The sequence below is a fragment of the Citrobacter telavivensis genome (assembly GCA_009363175.1).
GTDB classification, from domain to species: domain Bacteria; phylum Pseudomonadota; class Gammaproteobacteria; order Enterobacterales; family Enterobacteriaceae; genus Citrobacter_A; species Citrobacter_A telavivensis.
On the sequence record CP045205.1, the window covers coordinates 1,655,560 to 1,669,195 of the forward strand.

Annotated in this window: 15 protein-coding genes and 1 pseudogene; 6 read left to right on the plus strand and 10 right to left on the minus strand. The window is 54.8% G+C overall.

What is annotated here, in order from left to right:
• Positions 1-85: 85 nt before the first annotated feature.
• Together norW and norV are read right to left on the minus strand one after the other, a co-directional pair.
• Positions 86-1,219 (minus strand): NADH:flavorubredoxin reductase NorW, encoded by a 1,134-nt coding sequence (gene norW, locus GBC03_10005; GenBank protein QFS70523.1) that lies wholly within the window; start codon positions 1,217-1,219, stop codon positions 86-88.
• On the minus strand, positions 1,216-2,664 hold the full coding sequence (gene norV, locus GBC03_10010; protein QFS70524.1) for an anaerobic nitric oxide reductase flavorubredoxin: 1,449 nt from the start codon (positions 2,662-2,664) through the stop codon (positions 1,216-1,218). Before norV ends, norW begins: the two co-directional genes overlap by 4 nt.
• A 189-nt stretch (positions 2,665-2,853) precedes the next feature.
• On the opposite strand from norV, the gene norR reads away from it, so the two are divergent.
• Positions 2,854-4,371: a nitric oxide reductase transcriptional regulator NorR gene (gene norR / locus GBC03_10015; protein ID QFS70525.1), complete on the plus strand. Its 1,518-nt coding sequence runs from the start codon at positions 2,854-2,856 to the stop codon at positions 4,369-4,371.
• Here the strand turns inward: norR and gutQ are convergent.
• The 7 genes from gutQ to srlA all read right to left on the minus strand — a co-directional run bounded on the left by gutQ (position 4,368) and on the right by srlA (position 9,326).
• Positions 4,368-5,333: an arabinose-5-phosphate isomerase GutQ gene (gutQ, locus tag GBC03_10020; protein QFS70526.1), complete on the minus strand. Its 966-nt coding sequence runs from the start codon at positions 5,331-5,333 to the stop codon at positions 4,368-4,370. The genes norR and gutQ overlap by 4 nt on opposite strands.
• Positions 5,326-6,099, minus strand: coding sequence for a DNA-binding transcriptional repressor (locus GBC03_10025; GenBank protein ID QFS70527.1), 774 nt, complete (start codon positions 6,097-6,099; stop codon positions 5,326-5,328). Before GBC03_10025 ends, gutQ begins: the two co-directional genes overlap by 8 nt.
• 68 nt (positions 6,100-6,167) lie before the next feature.
• Complete coding sequence (gutM, locus tag GBC03_10030; GenBank protein ID QFS70528.1) at positions 6,168-6,527, minus strand: transcriptional regulator GutM; 360 nt, start codon at positions 6,525-6,527, stop codon at positions 6,168-6,170.
• Between the two features lie 91 nt (positions 6,528-6,618).
• Positions 6,619-7,398 carry a sorbitol-6-phosphate dehydrogenase gene (srlD, locus tag GBC03_10035; protein ID QFS70529.1) on the minus strand — a complete coding sequence of 260 codons (780 nt, stop codon included), beginning with the start codon at positions 7,396-7,398 and terminating at the stop codon, positions 6,619-6,621.
• 10 nt (positions 7,399-7,408) lie between these two features.
• Positions 7,409-7,771 carry a PTS glucitol/sorbitol transporter subunit IIA gene (srlB, locus tag GBC03_10040; protein QFS70530.1) on the minus strand — a complete coding sequence of 121 codons (363 nt, stop codon included), beginning with the start codon at positions 7,769-7,771 and terminating at the stop codon, positions 7,409-7,411.
• An 11-nt stretch (positions 7,772-7,782) separates the two neighbouring features.
• Positions 7,783-8,766, minus strand: coding sequence for a PTS glucitol/sorbitol transporter subunit IIB (srlE, locus tag GBC03_10045; protein ID QFS70531.1), 984 nt, complete (start codon positions 8,764-8,766; stop codon positions 7,783-7,785).
• Positions 8,763-9,326 (minus strand): PTS glucitol/sorbitol transporter subunit IIC, encoded by a 564-nt coding sequence (gene srlA / locus GBC03_10050; protein ID QFS70532.1) that lies wholly within the window; start codon positions 9,324-9,326, stop codon positions 8,763-8,765. Before srlA ends, srlE begins: the two co-directional genes overlap by 4 nt.
• Positions 9,327-9,596: 270 nt before the next feature.
• Between srlA and mltB the strand changes: the two genes are divergently transcribed.
• Positions 9,597-10,676 (plus strand): lytic murein transglycosylase B, encoded by a 1,080-nt coding sequence (gene mltB / locus GBC03_10055; GenBank protein ID QFS70533.1) that lies wholly within the window; start codon positions 9,597-9,599, stop codon positions 10,674-10,676.
• Between the two features lie 45 nt (positions 10,677-10,721).
• On the opposite strand, the gene GBC03_10060 is transcribed toward mltB, so the two are convergent.
• The gene (locus tag GBC03_10060) at positions 10,722-10,970 is read right to left on the minus strand and encodes a hypothetical protein (GenBank protein QFS73964.1); all 249 of its coding nucleotides are present in this window, start codon (positions 10,968-10,970) and stop codon (positions 10,722-10,724) included.
• Between the two features lie 184 nt (positions 10,971-11,154).
• On the opposite strand from GBC03_10060, the gene pncC reads away from it, so the two are divergent.
• The 4 genes and pseudogenes from pncC (at position 11,155) to GBC03_10080 (ending at position 13,630) form a co-directional block, all read left to right on the plus strand.
• A complete protein-coding gene (gene pncC / locus GBC03_10065) occupies positions 11,155-11,652 on the plus strand; it encodes a nicotinamide-nucleotide amidase (protein QFS70534.1) in 498 nt (165 codons plus the stop codon).
• A gap of 80 nt (positions 11,653-11,732) precedes the next feature.
• The gene (gene recA, locus GBC03_10070; protein QFS70535.1) at positions 11,733-12,794 is read left to right on the plus strand and encodes a recombinase RecA; all 1,062 of its coding nucleotides are present in this window, start codon (positions 11,733-11,735) and stop codon (positions 12,792-12,794) included.
• 115 nt (positions 12,795-12,909) lie between these two features.
• Positions 12,910-13,410, plus strand: a complete 501-nt coding sequence (recX, locus tag GBC03_10075) for a recombination regulator RecX (GenBank protein QFS70536.1) — start codon at positions 12,910-12,912, stop codon at positions 13,408-13,410.
• Positions 13,407-13,630 (plus strand): annotated as a pseudogene (locus GBC03_10080) (hypothetical protein). Before recX ends, GBC03_10080 begins: the two are co-directional and overlap by 4 nt.
• The last annotated feature ends 6 nt before the right edge of the window (positions 13,631-13,636 follow it).

Consider the following 13,636-nt stretch of genomic DNA (forward strand, 5'->3'; position numbering starts at 1 on the left):
CAGGACGGATGGCGACGAATAGCGTTACAACGCGTAACATCCAGTAGGCCGGATAAGGCGTAGCCGCCATCCGGCGCCACGTCATTTACACGAGCAGCGTTTTCAACAGGGCGAAAGCCTCCTTCATCCTGTCTTCGCTCACCACGAAGGCGCAGAGTTGTCCTTCAGCGTTCACCCCTTTGGCTACCATCCCGTCAGGTTCTGCGGCAATGTGCCAGTTCAGATCGCGACGCTGGGTTTCCCCTGCCAGGTGCAGCGGCAGTTCCGGCGTTTTAATTTTGACTAACATGGCGGGCAACTTCAGCGGCGCGTTGCCGCCGAGCAGGTTTTTCGCCAGGTACATGGCGCTGAGCTGAATCGGCTGCAGGAAAGGCAGTACCTGGCCGTTAATCTCCGCGCAGTCGCCGAGAGCATAAATATCCGGGTTGCTGGTTTGCAGGTAGCTGTCGACACAAACGCCGCGATTGAGCGTTAAACCGGCGCGACGCGCCAGCGCCGTTTCCGGACGCAGGCCGGTGGCGGCAATCACCGCATCGACGTCAATGCTGCGCTGACTATCGAACGTTGCGCGAATACCGGATGCGGTTTTCTCCAGCCCCTGCAACGATGATTTCAGCAGCAGATGCACGCCCATATCGGTAAGGCGATGCTGTAAGCGACTGCTCACTTCTGGTGGCATCAGCGAGGCGAGAAGGCTGGCGGCATTATCAATCAACGTGACCGCTTTACCCGCGCGACAGAAATCCATCGCCAGCTCTGTACCAATCAATCCGCCACCGACAATGAGCACCCGTTGGGCGTCGCGCAACTGTGTTTCACCGGCGCGGAACTCCTGCTGACTGTTCAATGTGAGCATTAACTCACGTCCTGCTATCGGGGGAACAACGGCCGCAGCGCCCGTGGCCAGCACCAGTTTGTCATATTGCCACTGCTTATCCTGGCTTTTCACCACGTGGGCATCGGCATCAACGTCGGTGACCCAGGTGTGGGGAAAGAGACGCAGACTGAATTGTTCGGCAAATTCTCCCGCCGACTGGCGGGTGAGATCGTCGGCGTGCTGCGCCTGGCTTATCACATGGCTGAGATCGGGTTTGTTGTACTCATCCATGCTGTCAGCCGCAATCAGGGTTAACGGGACATCCGCGTCCTGCTTGCGAATGTTTTTAACTAACTGGCGGGCGGCGAAGCCCGAACCAATGATGACGATTCCCCGGCTCATTTTGCCTCCGTTGCCAGCACGTCGAAGACGTCTTTGCCTAATGAACATTCCGGGCACAGGAAGTTGTCTGGTACGTCGCTCCACGGCGTACCCGGCGCAACGTCCTGCAACGGTTCACCTTTTGCCGGATCGTAAATCCACTGGCACACGCTGCACTGCATGCACGGACCGAGGTCGGCTGCCGCTGCGGCGGCGCAGGCGCACGCTTCGTCTTTCGCCGTCGCTTTCACTGTCACTTCCGGCAGCGGCGCGAGCGCCCACTGACGCGCGATGTCGCGACCGTGCTGACGGCACAGCTCCAGCGCATCCAGATCCGGGCGCCATTTAGCCTTCAGGCTCAGGGACATTTCAAAACCGGCATCCTGTAAACGGGTGGATAAGCGGTCAACCGCACCGCCGCTCCAGCCGTGGGATCCAAAGGCGCTGGCGCGTTTGTTACGAAAACGCAGTCCGGTCATCTCTTCCACCAGACCGGCGATTTTCGGCATCATCACGTTGTTCATCGTGGAGGTGCCGACCAGCACGCCTTTCGAGCGGAAGACGTTGGTCAGGATTTCATTTTTATCGCTGCGGGCGACATTAAAAATTTTCACCGCCACGTTCGGGTCGACTTCGTTAATCCCCTGGGCAATCGCATCCGCCATCATGCGGGTGTTATTGGACATGGTGTCGTAGAAAATAGTGATCCTGTCTTCCTGATAGTCCGCCGCCCATTTCAGATATAACTCAACAATCTGGGTGGGATTATCGCGCCAGACCACACCGTGAGAGGTGGCAATCATATCCACCGGCAGGTTGAAGCCGAGGATTTCGCTAATTTTTGGCGTCACTAGTCGGCTGAACGGGGTCAGGATGTTGGCGTAATAGCGCTGGCACTGCTCGAACAGTTCGGTTTGATCCACTTCATCGTTAAACAGACGTTCGTCACAGTAGTGCTGACCGAAAGCGTCGTTACTGAACAGGACGGCATCGCCGGTCATGTAGGTCATCATGCTGTCCGGCCAGTGCAGCATCGGGGTTTCCACGAAGATCAGCTGCTTGCCGTTGCCGATATCCAGCGTGTCGCCGGTTTTCACGACGTTAAAGTTCCACTCCGGATGGTGGTGGTGACCGGTAATCGAGTCAATGGCGTTGGCGGTGCAGTAGATGGGCGTATCCGGGATCTGCATCATCAGTTCGGTCAGCGCCCCGGCGTGATCTTCTTCCGCATGGTTGATAATGATGTAATCGATATCTGCGAGGTCAATTTCATTACGCAGGTTCTGCACAAATTCGCGGCTGAATTTATGATCGACGGTATCGATCAGAACATTTTTTTCTTCACGGATGAGATAGCTGTTGTAGCTGCTGCCGCGCAGCGTTTTGTATTCAGTTCCGTGGAAATCACGCACTTCCCAGTCACGTTGGCCAACCCAATGAATGTTATTTTTAACCAGAATAGACATAGCAACCTCAATTAATTCAGCGTTGTTCAAAGTAAGTTGCTTTGCATATTGCAGGCTACGTGCCAACTTTTTAATTTGTTGATTTACAATAAAATATTGTTTCTATACTCATTAAATGGTAGTCAAAAAGACTATCCATGACACAGTCAATATGACACCATGAATTGTCAAAATGACAGTGAGGACACCATGAGTTTTTCCGTTGATGTGCTGGCGGGTATCGCCATTGAATTACAGCGCGGAGTGGGTCATCAGGACCGGTTTCAACGTCTGATTACCACGCTGCGTCAGGTGCTGGAATGCGACGCCTCAGCGCTACTGCGCTATGAGGCGCGCCAGTTTATCCCGCTGGCGATTGACGGTCTTGCTCGTGATGTGCTCGGCAGGCGCTTTACGCTGGAAGGGCATCCCCGACTGGAGGCCATCGCCCGCGCTGGCGACGTGGTGCGCTTTCCAGCGGACAGTTCCCTGCCCGATCCGTATGACGGGCTGATCCCGGGGCAGGAGAGCCTGAAAGTGCACGCCTGCATTGGGCTGCCGCTTTTTGCCGGGCAGAACCTGATTGGCGCGCTGACCCTCGACGGTATGGCGCCAGACCAGTTTGATGTTTTCAGTGATGAAGAGTTACGACTGATCGCCGCGCTGGCCGCCGGTGCGCTCAACAATGCGCTGCTGATTGAACAACTGGAACGCCAGAATATGCTGCCAGGTTCGGGTATCGATTTCGAACAGGTAAAAGAGACGCAGCTGATTGGCCTCTCGCCGAACATGATGCAGTTGAAAAAAGAGATCGAGATTGTGGCAGGCTCCGATCTCAACGTGCTAATCAGCGGCGAAACCGGCACCGGGAAAGAGCTGGTGGCGAAGGCGATTCACGAAGGTTCACCTCGTGCGGTCAATCCGCTGGTCTATCTGAACTGTGCCGCGCTGCCGGAAAGTGTGGCGGAGAGTGAACTGTTTGGTCATGTGAAAGGGGCGTTTACCGGGGCCATCAGCAACCGCAGCGGCAAGTTTGAAATGGCCGATAACGGCACGCTGTTTCTTGACGAAATTGGGGAGCTGTCGCTGGCGCTGCAAGCGAAATTGCTTCGCGTGTTGCAGTACGGCGATATTCAGCGTGTCGGCGACGACCGCAGTCTGCGCGTAGATGTGCGCGTGCTGGCGGCGACCAACCGCAGTCTGCGCGAAGAGGTGCTGGCGGGACGTTTTCGTGCCGATCTGTTTCATCGCCTGAGCGTGTTCCCGCTTTCCGTTCCTCCGCTACGAGAACGCGGTGAGGATGTGGTGCTGCTGGCGGGCTATTTTTGCGAGCAGTGCCGACTACGGCTGGGGCTTTCCCGCGTAGTGCTCAGTTCGGGCGCGCGCAGCCATCTGTTGAATTACGGCTGGCCGGGTAATGTGCGTGAGCTGGAACATGCCATTCATCGGGCGGTGGTGCTGGCGCGGGCGACCCGGGCCAGAGACGACATCGTACTGGAAGTGCCGCATTTCGCGTTACAGGAGGAGGCGATGACGTCGCAGCCGGAAGTGGCGGCGGATATCCCGCGCAATCACAATTTGCGTGACGCGACGGAGGCTTTCCAGCGGGAAATGATTCGCCAGGCGCTGGCGCAAAATAATCACAACTGGGCGGCCAGCGCGCGGGCGCTTGAAACAGACGTCGCCAACCTGCACCGGCTGGCGAAGCGTCTTGGGCTGAAGGATTAGATAATTCCGGCCTGGTAGAAATCCTGTAGGTTGATGGCGCCGGTGAGTTTACCGGTTTCATCCACCACCGGTGCGGCGGTGATTTTGCGCTTCATCAGAATCTCTTTAGCATCAATCGCCCGGCTTTCTGACTGTAAGGTGATGCCGTTGTGGGTCATGGCTTCACTGACCGGCGTGGTGAGCGCGCCGCCGCCAACCAGCCAGCGACGCAGGTCACCGTCGGTAAAGACGCCTTTCACCTGCATCTGCTCGTCGCAAACGGCGACCAGACCCAGACCGGTACGGCTTAACTCCAGCATCGCGTCCATCACGCTGGTGGCGAGTTGAACCTGCGGGACGGCATCGTCGCGGCGCATCAGGTGATGCACTTTATTGAGTAAACGCGCGCCCAGCGCACCGGCCGGATGCGAGCGGGCAAAATCTTCTTCATTGAAACCGCGAGCCTGCATGACCGCCATCGCCAGCGCGTCGCCCATCATCAGGGTATTGACGGTGCTGGACGTCGGTGCCAGGTGCATCGGGCAGGCTTCGCGCTCGACGGAAATATCCAGCACGGCCTTCGCCGCCAGACCCAGCGGTGAATTGGGTTTGCCGGTCATGGCCAGCAGGGCGATGGACTTGTCTTCCAGGCGAGGGATGATGAGATCCAGCTCTTTTGCGCCACCGGAATAGGAGATGAACAACATCACGTCGCGGCTTTCGATCATCCCCAGATCGCCATGCAGCGCTTCGGCAGGATGAACAAAAAAGGCCGGAGTGCCGGTACTGGCGAGCGTCGCGGCGATTTTCTTACCAATATGACCCGACTTGCCGATACCCGAGACAATCACTTTGCCTTCGCAATGGATAATGATATTGGCGGCACGGATAAAATCATCGCCCAGACGTTCCGGCAAACGGCTTGCTTCCTGTAATTCTAGCATTAACGTCTGACGGCCCGCGTTCAGTAGTGCATCACTCATTGGTTTCTCCGGTTATGATCACTTCAATTCCTTTCTCTTCCAGCGCCTGACGAAATGCGGGATCAATACCCGCGTCGGTAATCAGTTTGTCGACGCTTTCCAGACTGCACACAACATTCGGACTCTTGCGACCAAACTTGGATGAGTCCGCCATCAGGATCACTTCGCGAGCGGCGTTGCACATCGCTTTACTGACGGTGTAGACCTCATTAAAAGTGGTCACGCCAGCACTGAGATCAATGCCGTCGGTGCCCATGAAGAGTTTATCAAAACTGAACTGCTCAAAGGCGTTTTCCGCGAGCTGTCCGTGAAATGAGGCCGATTTTTTACGGAACGTGCCGCCGGGCATCAGGATGGTTTGTTCGTTGTCTAACTCGGACAGCGCGTTGACAATATGCAGGCTGTTGGTCATGACGGTGATATTACTAAAGCGGGTAAGCATCGGCACCATTTGTAGTACGGTGCTCCCGGCATCCAGAATGATGGAGTCGCCATCGTGGATAAAGCGGACGGCTGCTTCAGCAATACGTTCTTTCTTGAGCGTATTGATCAGCGTTTTGTGATCGATAGGCGGATCGGACTCCTCTTTATTTAACATCACGCCGCCATAGGTACGAATGACGGTTTCGGCATTTTCCAGGACGACAAGGTCTTTGCGAATGGTTGTGCCCGTGGTGTCAAAGTACTGGGCCAGTTCTTCTACTGAGCATTTCCCCTGCTTTTGCAGATGCTCAAGAATAGCGGCCTGACGCTGACGAGGTTTCATTGGTGTAATTACCCTGAATTAAATTTGCGAAATGATAATTTCGCAAGCTATAAGCATTCACAACGAAATTACCCATGTTTCAAACTAAGCGCCAATGATAGTGCATTCTGCGACAACGGATCATGGGGAAAGATCACATCAGGCTGTAATTCATTAAGATGTTTGCCCTGAATGGCGTCGATTTTGCCAGGTCTGGCGAATACGGTGAGACCTTTCATAAACAACGTATCGGTGACCCGCCGATCGTCATCGAGTGCGACGGCGACAACGACGCGCGGTTTAAAACGTCCTCCCGAACGCCCCACGCCGACATGTCCTTGTAGGCAAAGTTGGTCAAACGCTTTGTTAAAGCGCGATATTTGCCAGTACCCCAGCGCCAGTTGCGCGCACCAGGCAATGACGGCGACGGTAACGAGTGCGGATACCATGTTGTGCTCCTTTTATTTTGCCGGATGGCGGTTTCACCTTATCCGGCCTACGGGTAAGCCCGGCAAGCATAGCGTCACCGGGCGACACCCATTAGAACATCACCTGACCGCCAGTCACATTGATTGACTGTCCGGTGCAGTACGACGCTTTCTGGCTGGCATAGAATAACAACATGTTCAGCACATCCTGATAGTCGCAGCCACGCTTCAGCGGAACCTTATCAATGTAATACTGCTCCACTTCGTCAGGTTCAATACCCAACTTGGTGGCGTACTGCGGCAGCAGCGACTGGAACATCGGTGATTTCAGCAGGTTGCCAAGCATCAGCGAATGCACGGTGATGCCATATTCCGCCAGATCCAACGCCAGCGACTGCGTTAACCCCACGCCGCCAAACTTCGCTGCGCTGTAGCCGGAGTTGTGTTTGCTGCCCACTTTACCGGATTTGGAGTTGATCTGAATAATGCGTCCCTGAATACCATCGCGGATCATCAGACGGGAGAATTCACGCGCGCAGAGGAAGTAGCCCACCAGATTCACCTGCAGCGAGCGGTCAAAATCGCCGAGCTGGAAGTCACTGATAAATGCCGCTTTGGCGATACCCGCGCTGTAAACCAGCAGATCCACGCGGCCAAAAATTTCATCTACGCCGCGAGAGAGTGCGAGTACGCTCTGTTCGCTGGTGGCGTCGGCACCAAAACCGTAGGCCATGCCTTCGCCAAATTCTGCGTTAATCTCCTGTGCGACGTTCGCGGCTTTATCGCTCTGAATATCTACAACCGCAACGCGATACCCTTCTGCTGCAAGCCCACGGCAAAGGAACGCCCCCAGGGTCTGTCCTCCACCAATGACAATGGCAACCTGATTCATTTTTCTCTCCTTAAGCGACAAACTTCAAAATACAGCCCGGCGCGATGTCGTCCGGTACAGGCCCCGCAACGTGCACGGTGCCGGGAAATTCCGCTTCGCTCTGTCCATCGAAGCGCAGGGTGATATGCCCCAGTTCACGTAAATTCTGTTCGGCCACGCTGCCGACGGCGGTGACCGGATAATGATGCTGACCCAGTTCGAACTGCGCACCGGGTTGCAACGGGCCGTTCAGTTCGCCATGACAATGGATAAAGCAAAACTCCTCGATATCCGCAGGCGCGCCTTCACGAAAGGTAATCAGCATCTGGTCACAGAGGGCATCCGGTGCGCTCTGTCCGATACGGGTGATGGTGGTCTGATAAATAACGGTCATGTCTGAACCTCTTATTGATAAATAAAGCCGGAAACAAACCAGGCGATGAGAACGGTAGGCGCACCGGTCAGGAAACGGCTCACCAGTACTGACGGTACGCCGACGCGAACCGTGTCCTGACGCGCTTCTGCCAGTGAAAGACCGACCGGGATAAAGTCACAGGCCGCCTGGGCGTTGATGGCAAACAGCGCGGGCAGCGCCAGGTGTGGCGGGATGTTGCCCAGACCAATTTGCACGCCGATCAGGACGCCGATAACCTGCGCAATGACCGCGCCAGGGCCGAGGAACGGCGACAGCAGCGGGAACGAACAAATCAGCGCCAGCGTCACCAGGCCCAGCGGATGGCTGGCAAGCGGCGCCAGGCCGTGGGCGATCCAGTCGCCAAGACCCGAGGCCATGATGATGCCGATAAGCGCCGAGACGAATGCCATGAAGGGGAGAATGGTTTTCAGTACTGTATCAATGGTGTCGCGACCCGACTGGAACAGCACGGCCACCGCCGACCCCATTCCCATTCCGACTTTCGCCAGCAGGCCATCGCTTTGTTCCGTGATCTTTTTGCTGGCATCGTAATCGCGTCCGGCGGTGGTACTTGCCGGTTGCTGTTGCGGCTGTGCTGTGGCAGACGCGTCGCCCACCACGGTAATGTTGTCTTCCCTGACGCCAGAGACATAGATGTCTTCGACGATGTACTGGGCAAGCGGTCCGGATTTCCCGGTTGAGTGAATGTTCACAGTCGGGATACGGCGTTTGGGATAGATCCCGCAGCGCAGCGTCCCGCCACAGTCGATGATGGCGACGCCAATTTCGTCTTCCGGCGGTTCGCCCTCTTTAAAGCCGTCGACAGCCTGCCAGCCGGTTAACTGCGCCAGTTTGTCGACAATCGCCGGGCGCGTGCCTGCGGTGATATAGACAATTTTCTTGCCGGCGACCACGTCCAGCTCCAACGGGCCACCCCAGCCGCCAGTCCCTTTTTCAATACGAATACGCGTCATGATGCTGCTCCTGCAAGGTGGACTTTCTGCTCAAGTTGGATACCCATCTTTTTCTCAAAGATGGAGGTCGTGAGGTCCGTGACCCAGCCACGAAAGAAGTTGGTGACCAGACCGACCAGCAGGTAGCTCACTGCCAGCGGGCCGAGTGGGAGACCTAACGTGGTCAGGCCGCTGGCAATACCGAGATAAACGAACAGTTCGCCGGGGTTGATATGTGGGAACAGGCCGTTCATCGAGTGACAGCTGTAAGAGGCTGCCGCGTAGTAGCTGGGCTTATATTTCTCTGGCATAAAGCGGCCCAGACTCAGGGTCATGGGGTTACAAAACACAAACGTGCCAATAAAGGGCAGAATCAGGTAACGGGATAATGGGTTCCCGGCACAGCGCTGGGCGAAGCGTTCGATCCGCTGTTGGCCGATAAAGTTGATTAGCGCATTCATGATGACCAGCAGGCTGATCAGCAGTGGAAGAATACCGGTGACCATCCCGGTAAACACCTCTCCACCTTTCTGGAACAGCCCGATGAACCACTCTGCTCCATGTGTAATGGTTTCGATCATTGTTCTCTCCTGTAGGGATTTTTAGTTATCTTGCGAATGGGTGACTTATTTTAATCAGATTGAAAGCAATAAAAGTGTTATTTTGATCTCAAAATGAAAGTAAAATATTTTAAATTGAAAGTTTTTTGCGGGAAGGAAAGAATGTGCTGACGATCAAGTCATGGAGAGCGATACGTAAATTGTGTGACGGAGCGCGTCTGGCGCTTCCTTGTATGGCGGGGGATGCTTTACCATACTTCTCTCTGGCTGAATCTGTTTAATGGATGTCTCATGTTCAAGCGTCGTTATGTAGCATTACTTCCCCTGTTTGTGTTACTTGCTGCCTGTAGTAGCAAACCGAAACCTCAAGAACCTCAAACGACAACGGGGACGCCTTCCGGCGGTTTCCTGCTTGAGCCCCAGCACAACGTTATGCAGATGGGCGGTGATTTTGCCAACAACCCAAATGCGCAGCAGTTCATCGATAAGATGGTGAACAAGCACGGTTTTAATCGTCAGCAGTTGCAGGAGATTTTGTCGCAGGCGAAGCGTCTGGATTACGTTTTACGTCTGATGGACAGGCAGGCGCCCACCACGCAGCCGCCAGCGGGGCCTAACGGCGCATGGCTGCGCTACCGCAAACAGTTCATCACGCCAGATAACGTGCAAAACGGCGTGGCGTTCTGGAATCAATATGAAGACGCGCTGAACCGCGCCTGGCAGGTTTATGGCGTTCCGCCGGAGATCGTCGTGGGCATTATCGGCGTGGAAACTCGCTGGGGTCGTGTGATGGGAAAAACGCGCATTCTGGATGCGCTGGCGACGCTGTCGTTTAACTATCCACGTCGTGCGGAGTACTTCTCTGGCGAACTGGAGACGTTCCTGCTGATGGCGCGTAACGAACAGGACGATCCGTTAGATCTGAAAGGTTCCTTCGCTGGCGCGATGGGGTACGGACAGTTCATGCCGTCGTCCTATAAAGAGTACGCGGTGGATTTCAATGGCGACGGCCACATCAACCTGTGGGATCCGGTCGATGCCATCGGCAGCGTGGCGAATTACTTCAAAGCACACGGTTGGGTGAAGGGCGACACGGTGGCGGTGATGGCGAACGGTCAGGCACCGGGACTGGCGAATGGTTTTAAAACACAGTACAGTCCTTCTCAACTGGCGGCAGCCGGATTAACGCCGCAACAACCGCTGGGCAACCATCAGCAGGTGAGCCTGTTGCGCCTGGATATCGGCACCGGTTACCAGTACTGGTACGGCCTGCCGAACTTCTATGCCATTACCCGCTACAACCACAGCACCCATTATGCGATGGCGGTGTGGCAGTTGGGTCAGGCGGTGGCGCTGGCGCGCGTGCAGTAATCTACGCTTACAGAGGGGAGCACGGGCTTCCCTCTGCTGGTACTATCACTGTTTTTTCGACCGATTCTCTGCACGCAGCAGGGATATCTTCTTTGATATTGTCAGGCTGTAGCCAAGGCATCCCAGGCCTAAGATAATTTGGCCGCCATCATAAGGTTCAATATATCCGGCCGATATAATGTTCAGCGCCCCCATCACTAAAGAACATACGCCGCCAATGATGAGCCATAACCGTAGTTGATGGTGTTGTTTCAACTGTTGCTGAAGGGGAACTTCCTTTTTGCCTAATGACATCATGTACTCTCTTCATCCATGCAAAATTGAACTTCACTCTATCGTTTTTAAGCACGGGTTTACCTGCATAAGTGAGAGGCTGGAGTTTTTTCGGAATACGACTCGTAAAATGGTTACTCCATCCCCATCTCTGTCGGGAAAGTGCTATCTTGTCCGGCATATTTTTTAACTGACAGAGGCTGATATGACTGACAGTGAACTGATGCAGTTAAGTGAACAGGTTGGGCTGGCGCTGAAAGCGCGCGGTGCGACCGTGACCACCGCAGAGTCCTGCACCGGCGGTTGGGTGGCGAAAGCCATTACCGACATTGCCGGCAGCTCCGCCTGGTTCGAGCGCGGTTTTGTCACGTACAGTAACGAAGCGAAATCGCAGATGATAGGCGTGCGTGAAGAGACGCTGGCACAGCATGGCGCGGTCAGTGAGCCGGTGGTGGTTGAGATGGCGATTGGCGCACTGAAAGCGGCACGCGCTGATTTTGCTGTTTCCATCAGCGGGATTGCCGGGCCGGATGGCGGCAGCGAAGAGAAACCGGTCGGCACGGTCTGGTTCGCCTTCGCGAGCGTGCGCGGAGAAGGGATTACCCGTCGGGAATGCTTTAGCGGCGACCGTGATGCGGTGCGTCGACAAGCCACGGTTTATGCGTTGCAAACCCTGTGGCAACAATTTCTACAAAACACTTGATACTGTATGACCATACAGTATAATTGCGACAACAGTACAGAATCACTATCCGGCTTCAGCTGGCATGACAGGAGTAATTAATGGCTATCGACGAAAACAAACAGAAAGCGTTGGCGGCAGCGCTGGGCCAGATCGAAAAGCAATTCGGTAAAGGCTCCATCATGCGCCTGGGTGAAGACCGTTCTATGGACGTGGAAACCATCTCCACCGGTTCGCTTTCACTGGATATTGCGCTGGGCGCAGGCGGTCTGCCGATGGGCCGTATCGTCGAAATCTACGGGCCGGAGTCTTCCGGTAAAACTACGCTGACGCTGCAGGTGATTGCCGCTGCGCAGCGCGAAGGTAAAACCTGTGCGTTTATCGATGCAGAACATGCGCTGGATCCTATCTATGCGCGTAAGCTGGGTGTTGATATCGACAATCTGCTCTGTTCTCAGCCGGACACCGGTGAACAGGCGCTGGAAATCTGTGACGCGCTGGCACGTTCTGGTGCCGTTGACGTTATCGTTGTCGACTCTGTAGCGGCGTTGACGCCGAAAGCGGAAATCGAAGGCGAAATCGGTGACTCTCATATGGGTCTCGCAGCACGTATGATGAGCCAGGCGATGCGTAAACTGGCCGGTAACCTGAAGCAGTCCAACACGCTGCTGATCTTCATCAACCAAATCCGTATGAAAATTGGTGTGATGTTCGGTAACCCGGAAACCACTACCGGTGGTAACGCACTGAAATTCTACGCGTCTGTTCGTCTGGACATCCGCCGTATCGGCGCGGTGAAAGAGGGCGATAACGTGGTGGGCAGCGAAACCCGCGTGAAGGTGGTGAAAAACAAAATCGCAGCACCGTTTAAACAGGCTGAATTCCAGATCCTTTACGGTGAAGGTATCAACTTCTATGGCGAACTGGTTGACCTGGGCGTGAAAGAGAAGCTGATCGAGAAAGCGGGTGCATGGTACAGCTACAACGGTGAGAAAATTGGTCAGGGTAAAGCGAATGCAACTGCCTGGCTGAAAGACAACCCGGCTACCGCGAAGGAAATTGAGAAGAAAGTTCGTGAAATGCTGCTCAATAACCAGGATGACAAACCCGCTTTCACCGTTGATGATGGTGAAGGCGTTGCGGAAACTAACGAAGATTTTTAATCGTCAGGTGTCCCCCGTGCGGATAACGCAAAACTGCCATCCGGCAAAAAGTTGAATTACACTCAAGGGCTGCATTGATGCGGCCCTTTTTGCATTTCTGATTTCGAAGGTTGTTATGAGTGAACCCACACCGCGCCGACCTGCGTATTCCCGGCTGTTAGATCGCGCAGTACGTATCCTCGCGGTTCGCGATCACAGCGAACAAGAGTTACGACGTAAGCTTGCCGCCCCGGTGATGGGGAAAAACGGGCCGGAAGAGATTGATGCCACGGCAGAAGATTATGACCGGGTGATCGCCTGGTGCTACGAACATCATTATCTTGATGATGACAGATTTATCTCCCGTTTTATCGCCAGTCGCAGCCGTAAGGGGTATGGTCCGGCGCGCATCCGACAGGAGTTGAATCAAAAGGGGATTGCCCGTGAATCGGCTGAAAAAGCGATGCGGGAATGTGACGTTGACTGGTGCGCCCTCGCGCGTGACCAGGCGACTCGCAAATACGGTGAACCGCTGTCAGGCGCATTTTCGGAAAAGGTTAAGATACAGCGGTTTTTGCTTTATCGCGGGTATCTGATGGAGGATATTCAGGAAATATGGCGAAATTTTGACGATTGAGCGCATACGGGATTTTACTTCCCCGTAAAGAAAACTTATCTTATTCCCACTTTTTCCGTTCGGGTGATGGTTGTCATATGACGACCTGCGTCTGTAACGAATATTCCTTAAATACACAAAATCATTCAAGCTGCATCAAGGCGGTAAGTGAGTGAATCCCCTGGCGCTTACTGGAGTCAGTGACTGGGGAACGATCGCAGCCAACGCAGAGGCGGTTTGAAAGATG

Excerpts from the sequence above, each read along its gene's own strand:
- norW (QFS70523.1), bottom strand. The coding sequence starts at position 1,219 with ATGAGCCGGGGAATCGTCATCATTGGTTCGGGCTTCGCCGCCCGCCAG.
- norV (QFS70524.1), bottom strand. The coding sequence starts at position 2,664 with ATGTCTATTCTGGTTAAAAATAACATTCATTGGGTTGGCCAACGTGAC.
- norR (QFS70525.1), top strand. The coding sequence starts at position 2,854 with ATGAGTTTTTCCGTTGATGTGCTGGCGGGTATCGCCATTGAATTACAG.
- gutQ (QFS70526.1), bottom strand. The coding sequence starts at position 5,333 with ATGAGTGATGCACTACTGAACGCGGGCCGTCAGACGTTAATGCTAGAA.
- GBC03_10025 (QFS70527.1), bottom strand. The coding sequence starts at position 6,099 with ATGAAACCTCGTCAGCGTCAGGCCGCTATTCTTGAGCATCTGCAAAAG.
- gutM (QFS70528.1), bottom strand. The coding sequence starts at position 6,527 with ATGGTATCCGCACTCGTTACCGTCGCCGTCATTGCCTGGTGCGCGCAA.
- srlD (QFS70529.1), bottom strand. The coding sequence starts at position 7,398 with ATGAATCAGGTTGCCATTGTCATTGGTGGAGGACAGACCCTGGGGGCG.
- srlB (QFS70530.1), bottom strand. The coding sequence starts at position 7,771 with ATGACCGTTATTTATCAGACCACCATCACCCGTATCGGACAGAGCGCA.
- srlE (QFS70531.1), bottom strand. The coding sequence starts at position 8,766 with ATGACGCGTATTCGTATTGAAAAAGGGACTGGCGGCTGGGGTGGCCCG.
- srlA (QFS70532.1), bottom strand. The coding sequence starts at position 9,326 with ATGATCGAAACCATTACACATGGAGCAGAGTGGTTCATCGGGCTGTTC.
- mltB (QFS70533.1), top strand. The coding sequence starts at position 9,597 with ATGTTCAAGCGTCGTTATGTAGCATTACTTCCCCTGTTTGTGTTACTT.
- GBC03_10060 (QFS73964.1), bottom strand. The coding sequence starts at position 10,970 with ATGTCATTAGGCAAAAAGGAAGTTCCCCTTCAGCAACAGTTGAAACAA.
- pncC (QFS70534.1), top strand. The coding sequence starts at position 11,155 with ATGACTGACAGTGAACTGATGCAGTTAAGTGAACAGGTTGGGCTGGCG.
- recA (QFS70535.1), top strand. The coding sequence starts at position 11,733 with ATGGCTATCGACGAAAACAAACAGAAAGCGTTGGCGGCAGCGCTGGGC.
- recX (QFS70536.1), top strand. The coding sequence starts at position 12,910 with ATGAGTGAACCCACACCGCGCCGACCTGCGTATTCCCGGCTGTTAGAT.